Origin of the sequence: Seonamhaeicola sediminis, from assembly GCF_004358095.2 — a bacterium.
Classification (GTDB): domain Bacteria; phylum Bacteroidota; class Bacteroidia; order Flavobacteriales; family Flavobacteriaceae; genus Seonamhaeicola; species Seonamhaeicola sediminis.
The window spans coordinates 165565-190667 of the sequence record NZ_SMZJ02000001.1 but is presented as its reverse complement, the minus strand read 5'-3'; the positions used below and the strand labels follow the sequence as shown (position 1 = coordinate 190667).

Sequence of the window (25103 nt, the reverse complement as noted above, 5' to 3'; positions counted from 1 at the left end):
TTTTTTAATAATTTGTTTCTATTACTGTTGTTTTTGCATCGCCCCAAAGACTTTCAATATCATAATATTCTCTAACATGCCTTTGGAATACATGTACAACAACATTTACATAATCTATTAAAACCCATTCTGCATTATCTTCACCTTCAACATGCCAAGGTTTGTCTTTAAGTTCTTTGCTTACCTTTTTTTGTATGGAGTTAACTATGGCGTTTACTTGAGTGTTAGAAGTTCCTTCACATATTACAAAGTAGTCGCAAACAGTATTTTCAATTTCTCTAAGATCTAGAATATTTATTTCTTTTCCTTTTACATCTTCAATGCCACTTATAATTACCGATATTAATTGGTCTGCGCTTATTTTTTCTTTCGCCATTAATTTTATTTAATTTGTGCAAAGTTATTATTTTTTTAGTTCTTTATGCTTTAAAAAAATCATAAGATTTTATTGCTTTCTAATAACTTGTACATGCACATAATCAAACTTAATGCCACTGATTCTACAAATAGTTACCTCCGTAGATATATTGCTAAAAACAAGGTTGAAGATTATACAGTTGTTTTAGCTAAAAAACAGACCAACGGAAGAGGCCAAATGGGAACTGTTTGGAGTTCCGAAACATCTAAAAACCTTACGTTTAGTATGTTTAAAGATTTAAGTGTACATTATGTTGAGTTTCCGTTTTACATAAGTATGGCCATTTCTTTGTCTATTCTAAAGGCTTTGAAGAGTTTAAATATTCCTGATTTAAAGATTAAGTGGCCTAACGACATTTTGTCAGAAAACAAAAAAATCTGTGGAATTTTAATTGAAAATGTCATAAAGAATAAGTTGGAGTCTACTATTATTGGTATTGGGGTGAATGTTAACCAAACTAAGTTTAACGGACTTCCTAAAGCTGCATCATTAAAAAATATTACAGGTGTCCATTATGATTTAGATGAGGTTTTACATAGGATAATCTCATGTACCAAGGAATACTCTACACTACTTCAAAATGGTGATTATGATGCAGTTAAAAAAGAATATGAATATAATTTATTTAGAAAAGACAAACCTTCAACATTTAAAGATACTAAGGGGAATATGTTTTCTGGATTTGTAAAAGGCGTTACTAAATACGGCAAGTTAATGATAACCCTAGAGGATGGAGTAGTTAAGAAATTCGATTTAAAAGAAATAGAGATACTTTACTAAATTGCATTTGGGATACTAGTTGCTAATGTTTCAATAAACTTGCTAATAGGTCCTTTTATCATCATAGCCATCATAGGGTTGAAGTCTCCTGCAAATTGTAATTGTACCTCGCTTGAAGTTTCTCCCTTAGGTACAATATTTCCAGTTAAAGAAAAGTCTATTTTTCCACCAGCAGCCCCCAAAACAATTTTATTTGGCGCAACAACTTCTTTCTTTTTTAGTATAATCTCGGGCATACCTTTTAAAGCAAAAAGAAACGTGTCTGCTTCTAAAACTTCAAATTTACTTATGTTTTCTGGCATTAAAGCTTCAAAATTTTTAATATCGTCTAAAAAGTTAAAAACTTCTTCGGGTGTTTTTTCAACGTTTATTTTAGGAGATTCTAAGTTCATGATTCTATTAAGTCGTAGTTTGTTAACCTGTTTAGTTGTAAATCAATCAAATTCCGTTCCACTCACTTGGGTTAGTATTCCATTCCAATAAGGTTGCCAATTGGTCTTCAGTAATGTATCGAGTTTGTAAAGCTTGTTCTAATAAACTTTCATAATTACCTAAGGTTTGTAATAGTACATTTTCTTTTTCAAAATTTTGTGTAGCTACATCAAATCCATAAGTAAAGATGGCAATCATTCCTTTTACATTAATTCCAGCATCCCTTAAAGCTTTAACGGCGTTTAAACTGCTCTTTCCAGTACTAATTAAGTCTTCAACAACCACTACATTCTGACCTTTTTCAATGAAGCCTTCTATTTGATTTTTTCTTCCATGACCTTTAGCATCTGGTCTTACGTATATAAACGGTAGTCCCAAATATTCTGCAACCAGCATACCTATGCCAATGGCACCTGTAGCAACGCCAGCAATAGCGTCAGGCTTACCATATTGCTTTTCAATTTGTTTAGCCATTGTTTCTCTTACATAATTACGAATTGGAGGAAACGACAGAATAATTCGGTTATCACAATATATTGGAGATTTCCATCCGGAAGCCCATGTAAAAGGTTCTTTTGGGCTTAGTTTTATAGCGTTTACCTGCAATAAAACTTCGGCAGTTTTTCTGGCGGTGTTTTTGTTAAAAATCATGTTCGCAAAATTACAATTAAATGTTTGAGTTGAATTGACATTAAAAATATTTTTTTCAACAATGAGCGGTTTGTGTTGAAAAATGATATTTTTACGGAAACCAAATTCTAAAGTAACCAATGCATAAAGTTTTTGTAGGAGATAAGCCTATAGTTTTGACTTCTAAGGTTGAAATGGAAGCTAATTTTAAAAATTATTTATTGGATACTGTAAACATTGGAAAGGTAATTAGAGACCTACGCAATTCTCAGTTGAGTGAGGTTAGACTAATACATAAAAATCCAGATAAACTCTTGAGTAAGTTTTTAAAGAAACTACCTAATGTAACTGCTGGTGGGGGAAAAGTATATAATGAAAAGGGAGAAGTATTGTTCATTTATAGAAATGATAAATGGGATTTACCCAAGGGCAAAGCGGAAAGAAAGGAAACTATTGAAGAAACTTCCATAAGGGAAGTAGAAGAAGAAACTGGTGTCAAAGGTCTAAAAATAACCAAACCCTTAGAAACCACTTACCATATTTTTAAGCGTAACGGACGTCATAGGATAAAAATCACTTATTGGTTCGAGATGAAGACTACATTTAGTGGTAAATTATACCCTCAGGAAAAGGAAGGCATTACAAAAGTGGAATGGTTAAACAAAAAAGAGTCGGTAAAAGCTCTTGAAAACTCCTATGCTAATATTAGAATATTGGTTTAGAGTTTTATATAGGTAAAAAGTTAATTTTCAAGCCCTAAGAATTATCGGAAAATTGAAAGAAATTAAAGCTATAGCAGTTATAGTTGCAACCAGTAGTGCTTTGATGTCCACGAAAACAGTTATAAACTTGAACACTAATAGTTATTGGAATAAAAATGTGTTTCAAGAAACGGAGGAAGCTTTAATTTGGGTAGTAATATAATAGCTATTATATTGTAATTCAAACGTTTTAGTATTTTAAGGTGTTTAATTATTGTAATTCCCTTGTGCCTTCTTTTATTAGCCTTAAATTTGCACTTTCAAAAAATAAGCCATGACAGAATTTATTAGAAAGCGGGCTAAAAATGCCAAAAATGATATTTTAAGTGGAGCTACTGTAGCTCTTGCATTAGTGCCAGAAGCAGTAGCCTTTGCTTTTGTTGCTGGCGTAGATCCTTTAGTGGGTTTGTATGCTGCTTTTATGATTGGTTTAATTACCTCTGTTTTTGGAGGACGTCCCGGAATGATAAGTGGAGCTACCGGAGCCTTAGCAGTTGTTATGGTTAGTTTGGTTGCCGAAGGTAATGCTATGGGGGCTCCAGAAGATAATCTTGGACTTTATTACCTTTTTGCTACCGTTATTTTAATGGGGTTAATACAAATTTTGGCTGGTGTTTTTAAACTAGGAAAATTTGTTAGACTTATTCCGCACCCGGTAATGATGGGGTTTGTTAACGGTCTTGCTATTGTTATTTTCTTAGCGCAGTTAAAAATGTTTAGAGGTGCAGATGGTGCTTATTTTACAGGTTCAGAGTTATGGACTATGTTAGGTCTTGTGGCCTTAACCATGGGGATTATGTTTGTATTGCCTCAAATTAAACTAACTAAAAAATTACCTGAGGCTTTAATAGGAATTTTGGTTGTCTCAGCCATTGTTATTTTTGGAAAATTAGATGTTGCCACTGTGGGTAGTTTTATTAGAGATGGCGGAGGAGAAGGTTTAAAGGGAGGTTTACCGCAATTTCAAACAGATATATTCAGTAAAGTGCCTTTCAATTGGCATACTATAAAATTTATTGGTCCTTATGCTGTAATATTAGCTGCTATAGGATTAATTGAATCATTAATGACATTAAACTTGGTTGATGAATTAACAGAGACTAGAGGTAATGCCAATAAAGAATGTATGGCACAAGGTGGTGCTAATATCATAACTGGGCTATTTGGTGGTATGGGTGGTTGTGCCATGATTGGACAATCTATTATCAATATTAAAGGTGGCGGACGTGGTAGACTATCAGGTATTGTAGCAGCAGTTTTATTATTAGTATTTATCCTGTTTGCCTCTGTTTACATTGAACAAATTCCTATCGCCGCCTTAGTGGGTGTCATGTTTATGGTGGTTGTAGGTACGTTTGCATGGAGTAGTTTTAGAATACTAAGAAAAATACCTCTTACCGATGCTGTGGTTTTAATTGCTGTATCCTTAATTACCGTTTGGAAAGATTTAGCGGTTGCAGTTATTGCTGGAGTTATTATTAGTGCTTTAGTATTTTCTTGGGAGAATGCTAAACGTATTAGAGCGCGTAAGCGTATGAAAGAAGATGGTACTAAAATTTACGAAATTTGGGGCCCATTATTCTTTGGGTCAATAAAGGCTTTTAATGAAAAGTTCGATGCAAAAAACGACCCTAAAAATGTCGAAGTTGACTTTGTAGAGTCTAGAGTTAGTGACCATTCGGCTATTGAAGCTATCTATAATTTGGTGCATAAATACGAAGCCGAAGGAAAATCAATCAAACTTAAACATTTAAGCGAAGATTGTAAGGTGTTATTATACAAATCCAGTCCTAAATTCAGAGAGGTGATTGTGGAGGATATTGATGATCCACGCTATCATTTAGCAGAAAACCCAGAGGCATTTACCAAAGGGCTTTCAGAGTATAAGCTTTAATTTATTTTGAGATTTTATATTTTAATTTTTTGACCATTAGGGTCAACGTATAGGTTTTTTTAATTGTTCTTTTACCCTTTCAAAACTCTTTTTACTGGCACGTTCCCAACGGTAAATATTATATTTTTTGCCTTTATTTGCTTCTTGTTTTGCTTTTTTATCACGATGTTCTCTTACCCAATCAAAGCGTTTTTTAATTAAAGTAGCACCTAATTCATCTTTACATCCAATTTGCTCAAGTGCATTCAAAGCTGCTATTGAAACGTTTTGAACTTTATCATCAATACTTCTAAATAACATCGGGATGGAAGAATGTGCCCCTAGGTTACCTAAAGCTTCTGCAGCTAATTTTCTAGTTTTATAATTACCATGTTCCAATGCATATTCAATTCTATTTACGTAATTGTATTGCATCCAATCATAGATATCATTATCTGATGGTTGTGTTATATTGAATTTTAAAAGCAAGTATTTGATATGATGTAACATGAACTATTATTCTTACTTTATAAGTATTGGATAATAAAAAAATGTTACAAGAATACAATTTATTTTACTCGAACACTATTTGGAACAAGTTTGGTATAGTTGCCATTATTTCTGATAACGTCACGCACTATTGAAGAGGCTATATATGATGTTTCTGCCGAGGTTAGTAGAAATACGGTCTCAATATTAGCTAGTTCTCTATTGGTATGGGCTATGGCTTTTTCAAATTCAAAATCGGCTGGATTGCGTAACCCTCGCAAAATAAAATCCACATCAATTTTTTTGCAGAATTCTACCGTTAAACCTTCATAAGTCATGACTTTAACTTTTGGTTCGTCAGTAAAAGTTTCTTCAATAAATTTTTTTCGATCTTCTAAAGAGAACATGTATTTTTTGTCGGCATTCACGCCAATAGCTACAATAAGCTCATCAAAAAGGGTAACACCACGTTTAATAATATCAAAATGGCCTAAGGTTAGAGGGTCAAATGATCCTGGAAAGATGGCTCGTTTCATAATATAAAAATAATATTTTTATTTAATTGCTTCCTTGATAGCATTATCAAACAAATCAGCAAGAGGAATGCCAGCTTCGGCAGCCTGTTGAGGTAAAATACTTTCCTTGGTTAATCCAGGAACTGTATTAACCTCTAACAAATGCGGTTCGCTATCTTTAAAAATATATTCACTTCTGGAAAAACCAGTCATCTTTAAAGTTTCATAAACCTTTTTTGCAACAGAATTAACCTTTTCTTCCTGTTCTTTAGTTAACCTAGCAGGTGTTATTTCTTGAGATTTCCCCAAATATTTGGCCTCATAATCAAAAAAATCATTTTCACTAACAATTTCAGTAATTGGCAGTACTTTGGTTTTACCTTTATAGGTTATTACACCAACAGATACTTCGATGCCATCCAGAAACGATTCGATAATAATTTCATTATCTTCTTTAAAAGCAACATCAATGGCATTTTGTAAATCTTCCTGACTATGGACTTTTGAAACACCAAAACTACTTCCTGCTTTATTGGCTTTTACAAAACAAGGTAACCCAACTTTATTAATTATGGCAGTTTCATCAATTACATCACCTAAATTTAAATAATATGATTCTGCAGTTTTTATGCCATAAGGTTTTAAAATGCTTAAGCAGTCTCGTTTATTAAACGTTATTGATGCTTGATACATAGCACAACTGGTATGCGGAATTCCTAATAATTCAAAATAGGCTTGCATATATCCATCTTCACCTGGAGAGCCATGTATGGCATTAAAGACACAATCAAAAAAAGTAATTTTTCCATTAATATTAACTGAGAAGTTATTTTTATCTATTGGAAATTCAGCGTCATTTTCATCAACATAAACCCACTTATCTTTAAAAATATGGATTCGGAATGCATTATATTTTGTGGCATCTAAAGTTTCAAAAACTACATTTCCACTTTTTAAAGAGATTTTATATTCGCTGGAATAACCTCCCATGATGATGGCAATATTCTTTTTCATCTAAGCCCAAATAATTTAAATATTAATCTAAAACCTACAATAAATCGTATCTATTATAGATTAAGCTAAAATATCATATATATCGCAAAAGAAAAAGCAGTTCTGTTTTTATATATTTGCGGTATTCAAAATTCTACAAATGAACATTATTAAATTCCTAGTTAGTAAGACATTTTTTAAACAAATTTTGTTAGCAGTGGTAGCTGTTATTGTTCTGTGTTTTTTGATGTTATGGTGGCTGAAAGGATATACCAACCATGGAGATTTTGAAACGGTTCCAGACTTAAAAGGAAAATCCATTAGTGTGGCTCAGATGGAATTAGACGAGAATAATTTGGCGATGCAAATACAAGATTCAGCTAATTTCAATCCAGATTATCCAAGATTTTCGGTGATAGAGCAAGAGCCTGTTGCTGGTTCTCAAGTAAAAGAAAATAGAAAGATATATTTAACACTCAATCCATCAGGCTACCGAAAAATTGAAGTACCAGATTTAAGAGAGCGTACATTTAGACAAGCCAAACCAAACTTAGAAGCTTTAGAATTTAAAGTAGGTAAAATTACCTATGAAGATAATATTGGTAAAGATTTGGTTTTAAAAATGTATTATAACGGTGAACTTTTAAAACCGGGTGATAAGCTAGCAAAAACATCTATAATAGATTTAGTACTTGGTAATGGGAACCGACCAAGCAAATAACTCTTTTTAATGGAGGACAATACGTTACAACTTCCTGATGAAGATAATTTATATGAGCATTATGCTTTTACTGTGGGTAAAGGGCAAACACCGTTGCGTATTGATAAATATTTAATGAATTTTATTGAAAATATAAACAGGAATAAAATTCAAAATGCAGCAAAAGATGGGGGGCTTTTTGTAAATGATGTTTGTGTAAAATCTAGCTATAAAGTTAAACCCGGTGATGAAATTAGGGTAATGTTTACACACCCAACATACGAAGCGCTTTTGGTAGGCGAGGACATTTCCTTAGATGTGGAGTATGAAGATGATGAACTACTTGTGGTGAACAAACCAGCCGGTATGGTGGTGCATCCAGGGCATGGTAACTATTCAGGAACACTTATTAATGCCTTAATTCACAGGTTTGATAATTTACCAAATAACTCAAGTGATAGACCTGGATTAGTGCATAGAATTGATAAAGATACTAGCGGACTTTTAGTGGTGGCCAAAACCGAAAATGCTATGGCACATTTAACGGCTCAATTTGCAAAAAAAACCAGTGAGCGTGAATACATTGCATTAGTTTGGGGTAATGTAGAGACAGATGAGGGTACTATTGAAGGTAACATTGGAAGACATCCCAAAAATAGATTACAGAATACGGTATTTTTAGGTGATGAAGCTAATAAAGGAAAACCGGCGGTGACACATTACAAGGTTATAGAGCGCTTAGGTTATGTTACGCTAGTATCTTGTAAGTTAGAAACAGGGCGCACGCATCAAATACGTGTGCATATGAAACATATTGGACATACTTTGTTTAATGATGAGCGTTATGGAGGTGAAAAAATTTTAAAAGGAACCACATTTACTAAGTATAAGCAGTTTGTAGAGAATTGTTTTAAGATTTTACCCCGTCAGGCTTTACACGCTAAAACCTTAGGATTTGAACATCCAAAAACTGGTAAGTTTATTCGTTTTACTTCAGAAATACCAGAAGATATGCAACAGTGTATTGAAAAGTGGCGTGGGTATTCTAAGTATCAAGAGCATGAGTAGGGAGACTGCTTACGTTTGTTATCTTATTAAGTAACAGAGTTCATTAAATTTTAGTGTACAATCAAATGCAGATTGCTATTTTTAAAAGTTGTTTAGTAATTGTAACTTTGAGTAGCATAATTTAAACTTCTGCGAAAGCAAAATAAATAAGAATACCATTCTATGAAATTAGTTTTATCACCCGCCAAATCACTTAATTTTGAGAGTGAATTACCTACCACTTTAAATACCGAAGCCTGTTTTTTAAAGCAAGCCGAGCGATTAAATAAACTGCTTAAAAAGAAATCAGCCAAAAGTTTATCAAAACTAATGGGCATATCAGATACTTTAGGGCAGTTAAATTATGAGCGCAATCAAGATTGGAGTTTACCTTTTACATCAGATAATGCAAGACCAGCGGTATATGCATTTAGTGGTGATGTTTACAGGGGGTTAAATGCTTATAGTATTCCACAGGATAAAATGGAGAAACTACAAAGTACGGTACGTATTATATCGGGTTTATACGGTCTTCTAAAACCAATGGATTTAATACAGCCTTACCGTTTGGAAATGGGTACTAAATTCCCTGTAGGGAAAAATAAAAACCTATATGAGTTTTGGAAAAAAACGATTACTTCAGCCTTAAATGAAGAGTTAGATGATGATGAACTATTTCTAAACCTTGCTAGTAATGAATACTTTAAAGCTATTGATACTAAAGCTTTAAAAGTGCCTGTAATAACTGCCAATTTTAAAGATTTTAAAAACGGACAGTATAAAATGATTTCGTTTTTTGCCAAAGCAGCAAGAGGTATGATGGCACGCTATATTATTGATACCAATGCAAATACACTAGATGACTTAAAAGGTTTTAATTATGAGGGTTACGGATTCAGTGAAGAGATGTCCTCTGATACCGAATTGATTTTTATAAGGTAATTTATGTGGTATTATGTTGTTCTGCTATTACAAGGGTACTGTATTTACCATGTGATTAAATATAGAACACCTTATTATTGGATATTTTTGGTTTTGTTTTTGCCTGTTTTGGGTTCTGTAATTTATTTAATCACTCAGGTTTATAACAAACGTGATGCTGAAAAACTCACTACAGAAATCTCTCAAATTATTAATCCAACTAAAAAGATTAGAGATTTAGAAAAGCAATTACAATTCTCTGAGTCTTATCAAAATCGAGTGAATTTAGCTGATGCATATATGGAAATTGGTGATAACAAAAGTGCTATTAAGTATTATAAAGAGGCATTGGATGGAAGTTTTCAAAATGATTTCTATGTTATCAAAAATATGATTGAAGCCTTTTATAATATGGAGGATTACAAGAGTGTTTTAGAATATGCCGAAAGTATTATCTCGAACAAAGAATTTGTAAAGTCAAGAACTCAGTTTATCTATGGATTAGCACTAGAAAGAGAAGGTAAACTAGATGAAGCCGAAGACAATTTAAAATGTATTGATGTACGGTTTTCGTTTTACGACGAACGCTTAGTATATGCCAAATTTTTATTAAGCCGAAATAAAACCGAAGAAGCCAAAGAAGTATTAGAGTCAATAACACTAGAAGCACAACACATGACCAAACCTAATAAACGAATTTACAGAGCTACTATCTCAGAGTCTGAAAAATTATTGGAAACTCTATAATTATTTTGGATTGGCTTTAGTGTCTATACTTATTTTAGTTTCTATTGAAGGTTTCTTTTTAACTCTTGGACGTCTTACGCCAAATGTACCACGGTTAATTTTTCCTCGTTTAGTTTTCTTATCACCTTTTCCCATAATTTATTATTCTTTAATTAAGTTAGTAAAGAGTAATTTGTAAGTAAAATTTATATGTTTTATTTTAAAAAATAATATAATAAAAAAATATTTGCAAGGCAAGGTTAAGGGAATTGGTTTTGGATTAAAACGCAAAAAAAATTCCGGCAAACCTCAATAATAAATAAAAGGGTTAAACCGGAATTGCTTGCTATTAACTAGTTCATTAAAAATTACATAGCTGCTTTGTAAATGGCTATAGTGTCTTCTAGTGTAACGTCTCTTGGGTTTCCTCCTGTACAAACATCTGCTAATGCATTTTTAGCCATTTCTTCAAAATCTTCTTCTTTAACTCCTAATTCTCTTAATCCAGAAGGAATTCCAACAGATTTTGAAAGAGCCTTAATTGCTTCAATGGCGGCATTGGCACCTTGAGTATCACTCATTTCTAAGACTCCTACCCCCATAGCACGTGCTACTCTTTTTAGTTTGTGCGCGCAGGCGGGGATATTAAATTGTTCTACATGAGGTAGTAAAATAGCATTAGCAACACCATGTGGTAAGTCATACATACCACCTAATTGATGTGCCATTGAGTGTACATAACCTAAGCCAGCATTAGAAAATGCTTGTCCAGCTATAAATTGGCCCCAAGCCATTTTGCTTCTAGCTTCAAGATCTTTGCCATCAACAACAGCTTTCTCTAAACTTTGTGAAATTAATTTTATAGCCTCTAGAGCCAAGGCATCAGACCACCCAAAAGCACCCTTGGTTACATAAGTTTCTATGGCATGCGTTAAGGCATCCATACCTGTAGCAGCAGTTAAATCTGCGGGTTTACCTAGCATTAATTTAGGGTCGTTTACTGCAATAGAAACTAAGCAGTTTTTATCTACCATTACCATTTTTATATGGCGTTCCTCATCAGTTATTACATAATTAATAGTTACCTCACTGGCTGTTCCTGCGGTAGTATTAATTGCAATTATAGGCAGAGAAGCATTTTTAGATAAATGGATACCTTCATAATCTGCAATGTTCCCACCATTAGTAGCTAGTATACCGATAGCTTTACCGCAATCTTGAGGTGAACCACCACCAAGTGTCAAAATAAAATCACAAGCGTTGTCTTTAAGTAATTGTAAGCCGTCATCAACATTTTTAACCGTAGGATTTGGTTGAACATCATCAAATAATACAGTTTCAATATTAGCAGATTTAACAACTTCCAGTACTTGTTGAGCCACTCCTATTTTAACTAAAACTTTATCTGTAACAAAAAGCGCCTTTTTATAAGGAAGTGTCTTTAGTTCTTCTCCTAAATCTTCTAGCGCACCAGGACCTATTAAACTTAAAGGGGGTAGGTAAATTCTTCTGTTTTGTAGCATTTCTGTATGTGTTATAAGGTTATTTTAAAATTTATTTAGAGCACAAAGGACTAAAATGAAGGGCTTTTTTTTTATGATTTTTATCACCTAACTTAAATCATAAGAATTTTTTTCTTTGACCTAATTATTAACTTTTACGGTAGTGTTGATTTTTTATTTGTTTTTGTTAAATTTTGGTATCAAGTGTGAATGATATTTTAAAGAATATGTTAAAAAAATATATTAATAAAAAAACCACTTTGTATTCACAAAGTGGTTTGAAATATATAAGGAATACTGACTTAGTCAGTATGACGTGACTACTTTATCATGTCATAACTACGTTTAATGAAGTTAGTTAGTTCCTCGCCTTTAAGCAAACCTTGAGATAAACGTGCTAAGTCTAAACTTTGATTAATTAAACGTTCTTGTTTTTTACGGGTTTTGGTATTCAAGATTTCGCTTACTAATTCATGATTGGTATTTACCACAAGATTGTACATTTCTGGCATATTACCCATACCAAACATACCACCGCCACCAGTAGCTTGCATTTCTTTCATCCTACGCATAAATTCTGGTTGGGTAATTATAAATGGAGAAGCCTCACTATCCATTGCTTCTAATTGAACCATAAACTTTTCAGAAGGAATCACTTCTTTTAATAATTCATCTAAAGATTTCTTTTGGTCTTCATCTAATTTAGAAATGGTAGTATCTTCTTTCTTTATTAGATTATCAATATGATCACCGTCTACACGAGCAAATGAAACCTTTTCTTTTGTTGTTTCTAATTTTTGAATTAAATGAGATACAATTGGAGAATCTAACAGCAATATTTCATAACCTTTAGCCTTGGCAGCTTCAATGTAACTGTGTTGTGCATCTTTATCGGCTGCATAAAGAATCACTAATTTGTCGTCTTTATCAGTTTGGTTGGCTTTAATCTTGTTGTATAACTCTTCGTATGTATAATATTTACCATCTACCGTTGGGTATAATGCAAATGCTTCTGCTTTTTCAAAGAACTTTTCTTCAGAAAGCATTCCATACTCTATTACTACTTTAATATCGTTCCATTTGGCTTCAAAATCTTCACGGTTATTGTTGAATAGTGATTTTAACTTATCAGCAACTTTTCTGGTAATGTATGATGAAATCTTTTTTACTGCACCATCGGCTTGTAAATACGAACGAGAAACGTTTAACGGAATATCTGGAGAGTCAATAACACCACGAAGCATGGTCAAGAATTCTGGTACAATTCCTTCAACATTATCGGTTACAAATACTTGATTTTGATATAGTTGAATTCTGTCTTTTTGAATATTTAAATCGTTTGTCATTTTTGGGAAGTACAAAATTCCCGTAAGGTTGAACGGATAATCAACATTTAAGTGAATGTTGAATAACGGTTCTTCAAACTGCATTGGGTATAACTCTCGATAGAAACTATTATAGTCTTCATCTTTTAAGTCAGATGGTTGTTTTGTCCAAGCAGGATTTGGATTGTTTACAATATCATCAACCGTAATCTTTCTATGAGGTTCTTTGGTTTCTTTACCGTCTTTATCTGTAATAGTTTTAGGTTCATGCTCAGGGTCATTAATTTCCTTGGTGCCAAACTTAATAGGCACAGGCATAAACTTGTTATATTTGGTTAAGAGTTCTCTAATTCTACTGTCTTCTAAAAAGGCTTCTTCGTCTTTAGAAATGTGCAGTATTATTTCGGTGCCTCTCTCTGTTTTATCATGAGGTTCCAAAGTAAACTCTGGAGATCCATCACAAGTCCAATGTGCAGCGGGCTCATCTTTATAAGATTTTGTGATAATTTCAACTTTATCTGCAACCATAAATGCAGAATAAAACCCTAAACCAAAGTGCCCTATGATTCCTGAATCTTTAGCTGAGTCTTTATATTTATCTAAAAACTCCTCAGCACCAGAAAATGCCACTTCATTAATGTATTTTTCAACCTCTTCGGCAGTCATACCCAAACCTTGATCTATAATGTGAAGCTTTTTGGCATCCTTATCAATTTTAATTTCAATCTGTGGGTTGCCATATTCTACTTTTGCTTCACCTATGTTAGTGAGGTGTTTTAGTTTTAAAGTAGCATCTGTAGCGTTACTAATGAGCTCACGAAGAAAGATTTCGTGATCGCTGTATAAGAATTTTTTAATGAGAGGAAAGATATTCTCTACCGAAACATTAATATTTCCTTTTGTCATGATATATCTGTTTTTATCTATTTATTAATACGATTCTTCAAAAGACAAAAAAAATACCAAGAGTGCAAATATGACAAACTGACACAAAATTTGTACAAAGTGAAAAGTAATAAGTTATAAGTATAAATATTGGAAATTATTAGTGGTTATTGTATTTTGTATAACTAAACTAAAATTTCTCTTCTGTAAGAGAATGTTAAAATTGATTTATAATGTACAACTCTAGAATTATAGGCCTTGGAAAGTATTTGCCCGATAATGTGGTGACTAATGACGACTTATCTAAAATGATGGATACTAATGATGAATGGATACAGGAAAGAACTGGTATAAAAGAAAGACGCTGGATAAAGGAAGGAAGTGAAGATACATCTGCCGTAATGGGAGCAAAAGCTGCTAGAATAGCTATAGAAAGATCGGGGTTAACTAAAGATGATATAGATTTTATAGTATTTGCTACGTTGAGCCCAGACTATTATTTCCCAGGGTGTGGTGTTCAAATTCAGGATATGTTAGAGATGCCTACTGTTGGTGCATTAGATATTAGAAATCAGTGTACAGGTTTTGTGTATGCAGTGGCAGTAGCAGACCAATTTATCAAAACAGGTATGTACAAGAATGTATTGGTTATTGGTTCTGAGTATCACTCTGGTGGTTTAGAAAAATCTACCAGAGGAAGAAATGTAACCGTTATTTTTGGTGATGGCGCAGGAGCTGCTGTGCTTAGCAGAACAGAAGACAACACCAAAGGCGTGTTATCATCACATTTACATTCTGAAGGAAAGTATGCCGAAGAATTAACTGTTTTGGGGCCAAGTATAAAGCATTGGGTACCGGAAATTTTAGAAGCTAATGACCCAGATGATACTTCGTATTATCCTTATATGAATGGGACCTTTGTGTTTAAACATGCAGTAGTTAGGTTTAGTGAAGCTATTGTTGAAGGTTTAAAAGCAAATAATCTTAAGAAAGAAGCTATTGATATGCTCATTCCACATCAAGCTAACTTAAGAATATCTCAGTTTATACAAAAGAAATTTGGTTTAAGAGATGACCAAGTTTATAATAACATTCAAAAATACGGTAATACTACGGCTGCTTCAGTTGTAATTGCTTTAACTGAAGCTTGGGAAGAAGGTAAAATCAAGGAGGGAGATACCGTTGTATTAGCCGCTTTTGGTAGTGGTTTTACTTGGGGTAGTGTTATTATTAATTGGTAAAAATTATTAAATAAGATTTAAAAGTAAAAACCCAAAACTTTAAGTTTTGGGTTTTTTCAGCTATTAATCAACTCCAACTAACACTAATGTGAAGAATCTTACCTATTAGACGTACAAAACGTTACTTTATTGCACGCATTATATAATTTAACGTTTTTTAACACTTTATAGAGAAAACTCGAAGCTTTTTGGCTTCGAGTTTTATTTTAAAAATATACTAATCTGATTACGAAATTTAATATGTAAGATGACTAACTCTAAATAATTATTCTTCGTTTTGGCTAGATTGTATATTATGAGTAACGAAAAATTATTAGGTTTATTATATTAAGATTAGTTTTTTGTTTTTTTAAAACAAAACCCCAGAACTGCTAAACTCTGGGGTCTTCTATTTCATAACCTCACTTAACACTAACCATCAAAAATTATACAGGTTATCAAATTAATTTTAAAGAAAACCTCCGCTACCAGATTTGGTATTGTTATCGCGTTGCTTTCTTTTTAGAGCCCTATATTTGCTGCCTCCAAACCTATAAGAGAGGGCAATGTTCCAAGTGTTACTTTCCCAGTTAAACTCGCCTTGGCTAGGAAACGGTGATACGCCTTCAAATTCAAATTTCATGCTATTAAAAATATCGCTATAATTGAAACTAAAAGTAGCTCTATTGTTTTCTAAAAAGCTATATCTCATACCTGTATTCAGCATTACCATAGGTTTTCTAGTAAACTGAATACCCTTTTCCTCGCCTCGGTACATGGCAAAAAGTGAAAAACTCAATTTTTTGGAAGCATTAAAATTGTTGAACACCCTTAAATTCCATATGACATTATCCACAATCGTTTTACTTGTTTTAATATCATCTACAGTAGCATCTTGGATATTAGGATTGTCAATAAACTCAGTAATACCTGTCTGTTCCTGAGAATATAAGTCGAAACTTCCGTTAATGCTCCACCATTTTGTTGGGCGGTAGTTAGAGGATAATTCAACCCCATAGGCAGAGGTGTTGTCAAAATTATCATAAGAAAGAATTACGTTACCTGAAGTTACATCAGTTCTGTCTATACGAACAAATCTATTAATGTTGTCCTCAATAATTCTAAAAAATACACCCCCAGTAATACTACCACCTTTTAAATTTCGTGTATAATTCGCTTCAATAGAGTTAGTAAATTGAGGTTGGAGACTCGTATTTCCAAATGAAGAAACCCTAGGTGTACTCCACTCTCTGATAGGATTTACCTGCTGCAACCCTGGTCTATCTACTCTGCGGCTAGCACTAATTTGATAGGTGCTTTTTTCAGAAGCCTCAAAGCTAAAAAAAACTGATGGGTATATTTGAAAATAGTTGTTTTCAAAAGGGATGATTTCATTACTGCCACTAGAGAACATTCTCAGAGCTTGAGCATCTTCAGTTACCGATTCTACTCTGGCTCCAACTTGGTAACTCCATTTGTTGAACTTTTTGCTATATGTAGCATAAGCAGAGTAAATATCTCTATTATATTCAAAATCAGTGCTAGGTGAGGGAATGATAGAGCCTTGTTCAGAGAAACTTAGTCCAGTTGAAGTATAATTTACATCTGTACTGAACAGGCGAGCTTCCAAACCTAATTCAAATTTTGATTCGTCACCTAATGGTTTTACATAATCTATGTTAATAGTGGTTTGATCTCGTTCTGTAGCTACAAAATCTAGATAGTTTGGAGGGAAATCAAAATTGATAAAATTAAAACGGGCGTCTTCGTTATTTACAAAATCATTATAATCTATCTCCACATCAAGGGTTTCATCTTCATCTGTAAATTCATGTTTGTAAACTAAATTATATTGACTTGAAGTGTTTTCACTATTGTTATTAAATAATTGTCTTTGGGATAAGTTGGGATACGTTAGAAAAGTGTTACCAAAACCTTCTCCTTCAAAAGTATTTTGATTGGTAAAAACTGAAATGGTGTTTTTGTCGTTTATATAATAATCAACACCAAATTTGTATAAATGGGATTTATTGTTATTTCCAAATTTAAAGTCTTGACGCGAGTTGTCGTCCAGTCTGTCTATACCACCAAAATTGTCGTATTTTCCAATATTATTTCCATAATTACCGAAAAAATTGAATTTACCGTTTCGATAATTCATATCAATAGAGCTGTTGAATTTAGCAAATATCTCTTTTGTTAAACCTATATTTAGGTTTCCATTGAAACCTAATTGTGTGTTTTTATGTAATTTAATGTTTATGATACCACTCATACCCTCGGGGTTATATTTTGCTGAAGGATTGGTAATAAGTTCAATTGATTTTATTGAAGTAGAGGGAATTTGTCTTAATAATTGTGCAACTGGAACATTACTCAATTTACCATCTACCATAACCCGTACATTTTCATTGCCTCGTAAACTAATATTACCAGATTGTTGATCCACACTTATGGAGGGTATGTTGTTCATAATGTCGCTGGCCGTAGCTCCTGCTGTTGTTAAATCCTTACCTACGGTGATAACTTTTCTATCTACTTTCTGTTGAATAGTAGATACTTCAGCTATAACGGTAACAGCGTCTAAGCTTTCGGTTTCTTCTTTTAGGTAAATATTACCAAGATTAATTCTGTAATTATCTTTACTTATATTGATAATTTTGGTGTAAGTTTTGTACCCAATGTATTGAATGTTAACTACGATGTCTCCTTCTGCAACCTTGCTTATTTTAAAGGATCCGTCATCTAGCGTGATAGCTCCAGTTAAAATGTCATTTTGATTATTTTTAATAACAACATTAACATAGGGTAAGGGTTGATTTAGTTTTGCGTCTAAAACTGTTCCGTAAATGGTACCGTTTTTATCAATGTTTTTTTCTGGGTTAGTATGTGCATTTACAAAAATTGACAAAAGGAAAAAGCACATGAAAAAGAAATTTTTCATTGTTGATTAGATTGTTTTTTTGATTGATGAACTAATTATTGTTATAATTAAGACGCTATATGAAAGTTTATGTTACCGAATTTTTAAAACTTAACACCATTTTAACAAATGAATAAAAAAACACTTGTACTAGGGGCTTCTCTAAAGGCTAATAGGTACTCAAACTATGCTATACAAAGGCTTGTGGCCAATAATATTGATACTGTGGCTTTTGGATTAAAAAGTGGAACTATTTCTGGGGTTAAGGTTGATACAGAACTATTAGATTATGATGATATAGATACCGTTACGCTGTATCTAAACCCTAACAGACAAAGACAGTATTATGATTATATAGTGTCTTTAAAACCCAAGCGAGTTATTTTTAATCCGGGAACTGAAAACCCCGAGCTATTCAAAATATTAGAAAAAAACAATATTTATTTTGAAGAAGCTTGTACATTGGTGTTACTTTCTACGAATCAGTATTAAACCCACAAAAGTTAATAAACCATTAATAGGGAGTAGTTCATAGCCCAAAACATAACCTCCTAATTGTTCTGACGGGATAGAACCAATAATAGTAATTAGGACTACAGAGCACAAAGCCACTATCCAAACATATCTATCCTTAACTTGGTACTTTGTAAAAATTCCGAAAGCAAATAAGCCAAGTAAAGGACCATAGGTGTAACCAGCAACAGTTAATAAACTATCAATAACATTACTGTTAAGCACATATTTAAAGATAATAATTACAATAACCAACAAAACACTCATACCTACATGGGTTTTTTTTCTAATGTGTTTTTGTAGGTTTTTTGGTTTTTTGTTAATATTTAAAAAATCTACGCAAAAAGAGGTTGTTAGTGAGGTTAAGGCACTATCTGCACTACTATAAGCAGCAGCTATTAAGCCAAGCATAAAGGTAATGGCAAGTGTGATTCCTAAACCACTATTTAGTGCGATTTCAGGGAATAATAAATCGGTCTTTGGTTTTCCATCCATCAATGGGATGGTGATATTATGTTTATTGGCGTATATATAAAGTAAAGCTCCTAATAGCATGAATAAAAACGTAACAACAACCAATACAATACTAAATGATATCATATTTTTTTGTGCATCTTTCAACGATTTACAAGTTAAGTTTTTTTGCATCATATCTTGATCTAAACCAGTCATGCAAATGGTAATGAACATACCTCCTAAAAAAGATTTTATGAAATGATTTCGTTCTAAAAAGCTATCGGTTATAAACACTTTGCTGTAACTTTTCAATTCGCTGGAAGCAAGAAATTCTCCAAAGTTCCAGTCTAAACTTTTGTTAATAAAGTATATTGATAGAATTACAGCCAAAATCATGAATAGTGTCTGTAGGGTGTCTGTCCAAACAATGGTTTTGATGCCTCCCTTATTGGTGTAAATCCATATAAGTAAAATAGAGATAACCACGGTAATTTCAAACGGAATATTCCAAGCATCAAACACAAACTGTTGTAGTACAATAGCTACTAAATACAGTCTAAAAGCAGCACCTAATACTCTTGATATAAAAAAGAAAAAAGCACCTGTTTTGTGGCTAACAATACCAAAACGTTCTAGTAAATACTCGTAAATGGATGTGACGTTCAATGTGTAATAAATAGGTAGCAAAACGTAGGCCACAATTATGTAACCAAACATATAACCTAAAACTACTTGAAAATAACTGAATTGAGACCCTTCAATCCAGCCAGGAACAGAGATAAAGGTGACTCCTGATAGTGATGCTCCCACCATCCCGAAAGCTACAATATACCAAGGTGATTGCTTTCCAGCTTTGAAGAAATCATCGTTATTATCATTCTTCCCAGTAAAATAAGAAATTACCAATAATACAATGAAATAGACAGCTATAAGAAGGAGAATTTGAGTGGCGCTCATAAAGGATTTATTTGGTTTTCAAAATACAAATTAATAATGATAGTTACTGGTACGAAAGTGAATTCAATTAAAAGAAGATAAAAACAGATGTAAACTAATTAATATTATATTGTAAATTCGCAGCAATGGAATTTTCTTCTAAATTGCTGGAGCAAGCTGTAAATGAAATGTCACAATTACCAGGTATTGGAAAGCGTACCGCATTGCGTTTGGTATTGCATTTGTTACGCCAACCAAAAGGGCAAACCATGGCATTGTCAAATGCTTTACAAAACATGCGCAATGAGGTAAAGTTTTGTAAATCTTGCCACAATATTAGTGATAATGAGTTTTGTGAAATTTGTGCAAGCCATAGTAGAAATACAGAAATTGTTTGTGTAGTTGAGGACATTCGTGATGTTATGGCTATAGAAAATACCAGCTCATTTAAAGGTTTGTATCATGTTTTAGGAGGGAAAATTTCTCCTATGGATGGTATTGGTCCTCATGATTTAAATATTGATTCTCTGGTCAAAAAGGTAAAAGAAGGAAAGGTAAAAGAACTCATTTTTGCTTTAAGTTCAACAATGGAGGGTGATACCACTAATTTTTATATATTTAAACAAATTCAGAGTTACAACGTTGTAACATCAACCATTGCCAGAGGGATTTCGGTTGGAGATGAACTTGAATATGCTGATGAAATTACCTTAGGAAGAAGTATTATTAATAGAATTCCGTTTGAAGCCTCTTTAAAATTATAGTCTTACTATATAATCCGTTAAACTTATAAGTGGTGTGAAAAATAGTATTGCCGTTTTATTGCCTCATTATAATAATTGTAGTGGTTTAAGAATATCATTAAAATCGCTTCAAAGTGAAATACAACCTTTTACTCTTTTCGTTTATGATGATGGCAGCAATGATTTTTCCTATGTTGAACGAATCATTAGTGAGTTTAGAGAGTTTTATGATATTCGTTTAAAAAGAAATAGTAAAAATTTGGGGATTACAGAGACTTTAAATAGAGGGCTTAAGCATATTTTAGAGTGTAACACATATGAATTTATTGCTAGGTTGGATGCAGGAGATATTTGTGTTGGAAGTAGGTTTGAAAATCAGATTAGAACTTTTAATATAGATAAAGAACTAGGTCTTGTGGGGAGCTGGGTGAAGTTTGTGGATATAAATAGAAATAAGTTGTTTTTTTTTAAACCTCCTTCTGGTTATAAGGAGTTGAAGAGATCTATGCATAGTTATAATCCGTTTATACATTCTTCCGTAATGTTTAGAACTGATGTGGTTAAAGCAGTTGGTTTTTACCCAACGAACTATCCGGCATTAGAAGATTATGCTTTCTTTTTTAAAATAATAAAAAAGTTTAAAGCAACTGTAGTTGAGAAAACCCTTGTTGAATACGAGTACAACCCTGAGGGTATTTCTATTAAGAGAAGAGGAGAGCAAACAAAAAGCAGAATTAAACTGTTGATGAATGAATATAAGTTTGGCTTGTTTACAACCATTGGATTGGTTAGGGCATTTATAACTTTTGTTTTACCGTTTAAATTATTGCTTTTTTTTAAAAAAAAATTTATTTAAATAATTTGAAACAAAGTTGGTGGGTTCTAAAATGAAATCTTGTATGATCTTTACTATTTTAGATGACTTAAATAAACTTGTTGTATAAATATCTAATGAAGCGTTTAAAAGTAGTTCATATCTCTGAAGCTTTTGCAGGCGGGGTTTATTTGTATATTAAGGAAATCTGCAGATTTACAGAAGAAAACTATGATGTACAAAACTTCGTGATTTTTAGTGGGAAAAGACAAGGAACAGATTTTAATAAGTTTCCGGAAGATTTCTCTAAAAGCACAACTCTTATTAAGGTGGATATGGAACGTGAAATTTCTTTGTTAAAAGATTTTAACGTTGTTTTAAAGGTTTCTAAGATCGTTAAAGAAATTTTACCTGATGTTATTCACAGTCATTCCTCTAAAGGAGGTGCTATTGGAAGAATTGTGGCAAAGAAGTATGGAAGAGCTAAGTCTTTCTATACCCCCAACGGATATTCGTTTTTGAGAAAAGATATATCAAAGTTCAAGCAATCTATATTTAAATTTTCAGAATTATTTTTATCCTATTTTATGGGGGCTACAACTATAGCCTGTGGGGATACAGAATATGATTATGCTAAACGTATGGGGAAAGCAACATTGATAAGAAATGCGGTTAATGTTGAAGAGGTTTCAAAACATCAATCTAAAAAAAAATCTGATAGAATGGTCATAGGAACAATAGGTAGATTAAGTCCGCAAAAAAACCCTTTTTTGTTTAATGCCATAGCCGAAAAATATAAAGAAGTTGATTTTGTATGGGTTGGTGATGGTAAACTGAAAAGTAGATTAATCTCTGAAAATATTAAAATTACTGGTTGGCTAAATAGAGAACAAACTCTAACAGAGTTAGGTAGGTTTGATATATATATTCAAACTTCTTTATGGGAAGGGCTTCCTTTTACAATAATTGAGGCCATGGCATTAAGAAAACCGATTGTTGCCACAAATATTGTTGGAAATAAAGATGCAGTATCAAACTGGAAAAATGGGTTTCTTTGTGATTCACAAGAAGATTTTATTAACTCTATAAAGCAGTTAATTGAAAATGAATCACAAAGAAAAAAAATGGCAAATCACTCGTTGATTTTAGTCAACGAGTTGTTTAATCAAAATAAAAACCTTAAGAAGCTTTTTAAGGTTTACAAGGATTGATAAGAAATTTTGATTTATGATTTATTTATTGTCAATAATTTAAATAAATCACTGTATTTTAGTTAATTTTGCAAGCGCAAACTAGAAAAGAACTTTTACGTTATTAATATGGCAAAATTTGAACTCAAGCTACCAAAAATGGGCGAAAGTGTTGCTGAGGCAACAATTACATCTTGGTTAAAAGAAGTTGGTGAAACCATTGAAATGGATGAGCCTGTGGTTGAAATTGCTACCGATAAAGTAGATAGCGAGGTACCAAGTGAAGTAGAGGGTGTTTTAGTTGAAAGGTTCTTTGATGTTGATGATGTAGTTCAAGTAGGACAAGTTATTGCTATTATTGAAACAGAAAGAGATGATGAACCAAAAACTAATATAGAAAGTAATCAGGCTGAGGTAGAGGAAAGCGTTGTTGAGCAAATAGAAGAAGCCATAACAATTGCCAAGGAAAGTGTTGCCCCAGTGGTTTCAAGCGGAAATCGTTTTTATTCACCATTAGTTAAAAATATTGCAAAGCAAGAAGGGATTTTACAAGAAGAACTAGATGCTATTTCGGGTACAGGAAAAGATGGAAGGGTAACTAAAAATGATATTTTAAGCTACGTTGAAAATAGAGGTAGCAATTCAGAGCCACATACAGAAAAAGAGGTAGCTGCTTCAGTTCAGAATAAGATTAAGGCTTCCAAAGTTGTTAGTCAGCCAATTATTTCAACTGGAGACGATGAAATCATTGAGATGACGCGTATGGGTAAACTCATTGCACATCACATGATAGAATCGCTTCAAACATCGGCTCATGTTCAGAGTTTTATTGAAGCTGATGTCACCAGAATATGGAATTGGCGTAATAAAGTCAAAGACAATTTTGAGAAACGTGAAGGTGAGAAATTAACATTTACTCCCATTTTCATGGAAGTGGTAGCAAAAGCACTGCGTGATTACCCAATGCTAAATATTTCAGTTCAGGGAGATTCTATTATAAAAAAGAAAAATATCAATCTTGGTATGGCAACGGCTCTGGCCGATGGCAATTTAATTGTGCCTGTAATTAAAAATGCCGATCAACTTAATTTAGTTGGAATAGCCAAACAGGTAAATAGTTTGGCTATTAAAGCTCGTAACAATCAGTTAAGTCCAGATGATATTCAAGGAGGTACTTACACTGTTACTAACGTTGGATCTTTTGGCAGTATTATGGGTACACCAATAATCAACCAACCTCAAGTGGGTATTTTAGCTTTAGGAGCTATCAGAAAAGTGCCGGCTGTGATAGAAACAAGTGAAGGTGACTTTATAGGTATTCGTTATAAAATGTTTCTATCACACTCGTATGATCACCGCGTTGTTAATGGTGCTATGGGAGGTATGTTTGTAAAGGCCGTTAAAGATTATTTAGAGGCTTGGGACGTTAATAGAGAAATATAAATATTTATAAATAGTTAAACTAAAGCCTAATCATTATAAGTGATTAGGTTTTTCTATTTTTGCAGTTATCTACTTTAAAAAGGCAATTTATGCAACTCAATCTTAATAAACCCATCTGTTTTTTCGATCTAGAAACCACTGGTGTTAATATTACAACAGATAGAATCGTAGAGATATCTGTCTTAAAAGTTTTTCCAAATGGAAATGAAGAACGAAAAACATGGCGTGTAAATCCTGAAATACCAATACCTAAAGAAGTTACAGCTATACACGGTATTTCAGATGATGATGTGGCAGATAAGCCTATATTTAAAGAGTTAGCAAAAGAGGTTTACAATATGATAAAAGATTCTGATTTGGGAGGATTTAACTCCAATCGTTTCGATATTCCTTTATTAGCAGAAGAAATGCTACGAGCTGAGGTAGATTTTGATATGAAAAACCGTCAAGCTATTGATGTTCAAACCATCTTTCATAAAATGGAACAACGAACATTGAGTGCTGCTTATAAATTTTATTGCGATAAGAATTTAGAAGATGCCCACAGTGCTGAAGCTGATACTAATGCGACTTATGAGGTTTTAAAAGCTCAAATTACAAAATATGATGAATTAGAAAATAATACTAAGTTTTTGGCAGAATTTAGTTCACGGAAAAAGTTTGCAGACTTTGCTGGTTTTATTGTGTATAACAAAAAGGGAGAAGAATGTTTTTCATTTGGTAAGCACAAGGGAAAGTTAGTAACAGAGGTTTTAGAAAAAGAACCGGGGTATTTTGGCTGGGTTTTAAATGCTGATTTTCCGTTGTATACCAAAAAAGTGTTGACTAATATTAAATTAATAAGCTTAAATAATAAATTGGTATAGCT

General features: G+C 32.8%; 25 protein-coding genes. 14 read left to right on the top strand and 11 right to left on the bottom strand.

Annotated elements, in window-relative coordinates; translation table 11 throughout:
- Nucleotides 1-4: 4 nt before the first annotated feature.
- Complete coding sequence (rsfS, locus tag E1J38_RS00915; protein ID WP_133354813.1) at nt 5-376, bottom strand: ribosome silencing factor; 372 nt, start codon at nt 374-376, stop codon at nt 5-7.
- Nucleotides 377-469: 93 nt separating this feature from the next.
- Between rsfS and E1J38_RS00910 the strand changes: the two genes are divergently transcribed.
- On the top strand, nt 470-1198 hold the full coding sequence (locus E1J38_RS00910) for a biotin--[acetyl-CoA-carboxylase] ligase (RefSeq protein WP_133354815.1): 729 nt from the start codon (nt 470-472) through the stop codon (nt 1196-1198).
- Here E1J38_RS00910 and E1J38_RS00905 read toward each other — a convergent pair.
- Nucleotides 1195-1590 carry an SRPBCC family protein gene (locus E1J38_RS00905; RefSeq protein WP_133354817.1) on the bottom strand — a complete coding sequence of 132 codons (396 nt, stop codon included), beginning with the start codon at nt 1588-1590 and terminating at the stop codon, nt 1195-1197. The genes E1J38_RS00910 and E1J38_RS00905 overlap by 4 nt on opposite strands.
- 46 nt (nt 1591-1636) lie before the next feature.
- Nucleotides 1637-2281 carry an orotate phosphoribosyltransferase gene (gene pyrE / locus E1J38_RS00900; RefSeq protein WP_133354819.1) on the bottom strand — a complete coding sequence of 215 codons (645 nt, stop codon included), beginning with the start codon at nt 2279-2281 and terminating at the stop codon, nt 1637-1639.
- Between the two features lie 119 nt (nt 2282-2400).
- Between pyrE and E1J38_RS00895 the strand changes: the two genes are divergently transcribed.
- A complete protein-coding gene (locus E1J38_RS00895; RefSeq protein WP_133354821.1) occupies nt 2401-2982 on the top strand; it encodes an NUDIX hydrolase in 582 nt (193 codons plus the stop codon).
- Nucleotides 2983-3295: 313 nt separating this feature from the next.
- A complete protein-coding gene (locus E1J38_RS00890; RefSeq protein WP_133354823.1) occupies nt 3296-4915 on the top strand; it encodes a SulP family inorganic anion transporter in 1620 nt (539 codons plus the stop codon).
- A 42-nt stretch (nt 4916-4957) separates the two neighbouring features.
- Here E1J38_RS00890 and E1J38_RS00885 read toward each other — a convergent pair whose 3' ends face one another.
- From E1J38_RS00885 to E1J38_RS00875, 3 genes are read right to left on the bottom strand one after another with little or no spacing between them, the layout of a single operon-like run.
- Nucleotides 4958-5404, bottom strand: coding sequence for a HEAT repeat domain-containing protein (locus E1J38_RS00885; protein WP_133354825.1), 447 nt, complete (start codon nt 5402-5404; stop codon nt 4958-4960).
- 59 nt (nt 5405-5463) lie between these two features.
- A complete protein-coding gene (gene coaD, locus E1J38_RS00880; RefSeq protein WP_133354827.1) occupies nt 5464-5919 on the bottom strand; it encodes a pantetheine-phosphate adenylyltransferase in 456 nt (151 codons plus the stop codon).
- An 18-nt stretch (nt 5920-5937) separates the two neighbouring features.
- Nucleotides 5938-6912 (bottom strand): D-alanine--D-alanine ligase, encoded by a 975-nt coding sequence (locus E1J38_RS00875; RefSeq protein ID WP_133354829.1) that lies wholly within the window; start codon nt 6910-6912, stop codon nt 5938-5940.
- Between the two features lie 139 nt (nt 6913-7051).
- Here E1J38_RS00875 and E1J38_RS00870 point away from each other — a divergent pair, with 139 nt between their 5' ends.
- The 4 genes from E1J38_RS00870 to E1J38_RS00855 all read left to right on the top strand — a co-directional run bounded on the left by E1J38_RS00870 (nt 7052) and on the right by E1J38_RS00855 (nt 10306).
- Complete coding sequence (locus tag E1J38_RS00870) at nt 7052-7612, top strand: PASTA domain-containing protein (RefSeq protein ID WP_133354831.1); 561 nt, start codon at nt 7052-7054, stop codon at nt 7610-7612.
- 9 nt (nt 7613-7621) lie between these two features.
- Nucleotides 7622-8659 (top strand): RluA family pseudouridine synthase, encoded by a 1038-nt coding sequence (locus tag E1J38_RS00865; RefSeq protein WP_133354833.1) that lies wholly within the window; start codon nt 7622-7624, stop codon nt 8657-8659.
- A 162-nt stretch (nt 8660-8821) separates the two neighbouring features.
- Nucleotides 8822-9580, top strand: a complete 759-nt coding sequence (yaaA, locus tag E1J38_RS00860) for a peroxide stress protein YaaA (protein ID WP_133354836.1) — start codon at nt 8822-8824, stop codon at nt 9578-9580.
- A gap of 3 nt (nt 9581-9583) precedes the next feature.
- Complete coding sequence (locus E1J38_RS00855) at nt 9584-10306, top strand: hypothetical protein (RefSeq protein ID WP_133354838.1); 723 nt, start codon at nt 9584-9586, stop codon at nt 10304-10306.
- On the opposite strand, the gene E1J38_RS00850 is transcribed toward E1J38_RS00855, so the two are convergent.
- The 3 genes from E1J38_RS00850 to htpG form a co-directional block, all read right to left on the bottom strand.
- Nucleotides 10307-10441: a 30S ribosomal protein THX gene (locus E1J38_RS00850; protein ID WP_133354839.1), complete on the bottom strand. Its 135-nt coding sequence runs from the start codon at nt 10439-10441 to the stop codon at nt 10307-10309.
- A gap of 212 nt (nt 10442-10653) precedes the next feature.
- Complete coding sequence (locus tag E1J38_RS00845) at nt 10654-11808, bottom strand: iron-containing alcohol dehydrogenase (RefSeq protein ID WP_133354841.1); 1155 nt, start codon at nt 11806-11808, stop codon at nt 10654-10656.
- A gap of 299 nt (nt 11809-12107) precedes the next feature.
- Nucleotides 12108-14018, bottom strand: coding sequence for a molecular chaperone HtpG (htpG, locus tag E1J38_RS00840; RefSeq protein WP_133354843.1), 1911 nt, complete (start codon nt 14016-14018; stop codon nt 12108-12110).
- Between the two features lie 212 nt (nt 14019-14230).
- On the opposite strand from htpG, the gene E1J38_RS00835 reads away from it, so the two are divergent.
- A complete protein-coding gene (locus E1J38_RS00835; protein WP_133354845.1) occupies nt 14231-15238 on the top strand; it encodes a 3-oxoacyl-ACP synthase III family protein in 1008 nt (335 codons plus the stop codon).
- 448 nt (nt 15239-15686) lie between these two features.
- Here the strand turns inward: E1J38_RS00835 and E1J38_RS00830 are convergent, their stop codons facing one another.
- Nucleotides 15687-18161: a TonB-dependent receptor gene (locus E1J38_RS00830; protein ID WP_133354847.1), complete on the bottom strand. Its 2475-nt coding sequence runs from the start codon at nt 18159-18161 to the stop codon at nt 15687-15689.
- 108 nt (nt 18162-18269) lie between these two features.
- On the opposite strand from E1J38_RS00830, the gene E1J38_RS00825 reads away from it, so the two are divergent.
- Entirely contained in the window at nt 18270-18632 is a 363-nt protein-coding gene (locus E1J38_RS00825) for a CoA-binding protein (protein WP_133354849.1), read from the top strand.
- Here E1J38_RS00825 and E1J38_RS00820 read toward each other — a convergent pair.
- Nucleotides 18609-20066, bottom strand: a complete 1458-nt coding sequence (locus tag E1J38_RS00820; protein ID WP_133354851.1) for a sodium:solute symporter — start codon at nt 20064-20066, stop codon at nt 18609-18611. The genes E1J38_RS00825 and E1J38_RS00820 overlap by 24 nt on opposite strands.
- Nucleotides 20067-20191: 125 nt before the next feature.
- Between E1J38_RS00820 and recR the strand changes: the two genes are divergently transcribed.
- The 5 genes from recR (at nt 20192) to E1J38_RS00795 (ending at nt 25101) form a co-directional block, all read left to right on the top strand.
- A complete protein-coding gene (recR, locus tag E1J38_RS00815) occupies nt 20192-20809 on the top strand; it encodes a recombination mediator RecR (RefSeq protein WP_133354853.1) in 618 nt (205 codons plus the stop codon).
- 34 nt (nt 20810-20843) lie between these two features.
- Nucleotides 20844-21644 carry a glycosyltransferase gene (locus tag E1J38_RS00810; RefSeq protein WP_186525791.1) on the top strand — a complete coding sequence of 267 codons (801 nt, stop codon included), beginning with the start codon at nt 20844-20846 and terminating at the stop codon, nt 21642-21644.
- Between the two features lie 95 nt (nt 21645-21739).
- On the top strand, nt 21740-22813 hold the full coding sequence (locus E1J38_RS00805) for a glycosyltransferase (protein WP_133354857.1): 1074 nt from the start codon (nt 21740-21742) through the stop codon (nt 22811-22813).
- 108 nt (nt 22814-22921) lie between these two features.
- A complete protein-coding gene (locus tag E1J38_RS00800; RefSeq protein ID WP_133354859.1) occupies nt 22922-24235 on the top strand; it encodes a dihydrolipoamide acetyltransferase family protein in 1314 nt (437 codons plus the stop codon).
- An 89-nt stretch (nt 24236-24324) separates the two neighbouring features.
- On the top strand, nt 24325-25101 hold the full coding sequence (locus tag E1J38_RS00795; protein WP_133354861.1) for a 3'-5' exonuclease: 777 nt from the start codon (nt 24325-24327) through the stop codon (nt 25099-25101).
- The last annotated feature ends 2 nt before the right edge of the window (nt 25102-25103 follow it).

Coding starts and splice junctions, on each gene's coding strand:
- E1J38_RS00855 (WP_133354838.1), top strand. CDS start 9,584: ATGTGGTATTATGTTGTTCTGCTATTACAAGGGTACTGTATTTACCAT.
- recR (WP_133354853.1), top strand. CDS start 20,192: ATGGAATTTTCTTCTAAATTGCTGGAGCAAGCTGTAAATGAAATGTCA.
- E1J38_RS00850 (WP_133354839.1), bottom strand. CDS start 10,441: ATGGGAAAAGGTGATAAGAAAACTAAACGAGGAAAAATTAACCGTGGT.
- E1J38_RS00830 (WP_133354847.1), bottom strand. CDS start 18,161: ATGAAAAATTTCTTTTTCATGTGCTTTTTCCTTTTGTCAATTTTTGTA.
- yaaA (WP_133354836.1), top strand. CDS start 8,822: ATGAAATTAGTTTTATCACCCGCCAAATCACTTAATTTTGAGAGTGAA.
- E1J38_RS00905 (WP_133354817.1), bottom strand. CDS start 1,590: ATGAACTTAGAATCTCCTAAAATAAACGTTGAAAAAACACCCGAAGAA.
- E1J38_RS00875 (WP_133354829.1), bottom strand. CDS start 6,912: ATGAAAAAGAATATTGCCATCATCATGGGAGGTTATTCCAGCGAATAT.
- E1J38_RS00835 (WP_133354845.1), top strand. CDS start 14,231: ATGTACAACTCTAGAATTATAGGCCTTGGAAAGTATTTGCCCGATAAT.
- E1J38_RS00820 (WP_133354851.1), bottom strand. CDS start 20,066: ATGAGCGCCACTCAAATTCTCCTTCTTATAGCTGTCTATTTCATTGTA.
- E1J38_RS00895 (WP_133354821.1), top strand. CDS start 2,401: ATGCATAAAGTTTTTGTAGGAGATAAGCCTATAGTTTTGACTTCTAAG.
- E1J38_RS00805 (WP_133354857.1), top strand. CDS start 21,740: ATGAAGCGTTTAAAAGTAGTTCATATCTCTGAAGCTTTTGCAGGCGGG.
- pyrE (WP_133354819.1), bottom strand. CDS start 2,281: ATGATTTTTAACAAAAACACCGCCAGAAAAACTGCCGAAGTTTTATTG.
- E1J38_RS00870 (WP_133354831.1), top strand. CDS start 7,052: ATGAACATTATTAAATTCCTAGTTAGTAAGACATTTTTTAAACAAATT.
- E1J38_RS00800 (WP_133354859.1), top strand. CDS start 22,922: ATGGCAAAATTTGAACTCAAGCTACCAAAAATGGGCGAAAGTGTTGCT.
- E1J38_RS00795 (WP_133354861.1), top strand. CDS start 24,325: ATGCAACTCAATCTTAATAAACCCATCTGTTTTTTCGATCTAGAAACC.
- E1J38_RS00890 (WP_133354823.1), top strand. CDS start 3,296: ATGACAGAATTTATTAGAAAGCGGGCTAAAAATGCCAAAAATGATATT.
- E1J38_RS00825 (WP_133354849.1), top strand. CDS start 18,270: ATGAATAAAAAAACACTTGTACTAGGGGCTTCTCTAAAGGCTAATAGG.
- E1J38_RS00845 (WP_133354841.1), bottom strand. CDS start 11,808: ATGCTACAAAACAGAAGAATTTACCTACCCCCTTTAAGTTTAATAGGT.
- rsfS (WP_133354813.1), bottom strand. CDS start 376: ATGGCGAAAGAAAAAATAAGCGCAGACCAATTAATATCGGTAATTATA.
- coaD (WP_133354827.1), bottom strand. CDS start 5,919: ATGAAACGAGCCATCTTTCCAGGATCATTTGACCCTCTAACCTTAGGC.
- E1J38_RS00885 (WP_133354825.1), bottom strand. CDS start 5,404: ATGTTACATCATATCAAATACTTGCTTTTAAAATTCAATATAACACAA.
- E1J38_RS00865 (WP_133354833.1), top strand. CDS start 7,622: ATGGAGGACAATACGTTACAACTTCCTGATGAAGATAATTTATATGAG.
- htpG (WP_133354843.1), bottom strand. CDS start 14,018: ATGACAAAAGGAAATATTAATGTTTCGGTAGAGAATATCTTTCCTCTC.
- E1J38_RS00910 (WP_133354815.1), top strand. CDS start 470: ATGCACATAATCAAACTTAATGCCACTGATTCTACAAATAGTTACCTC.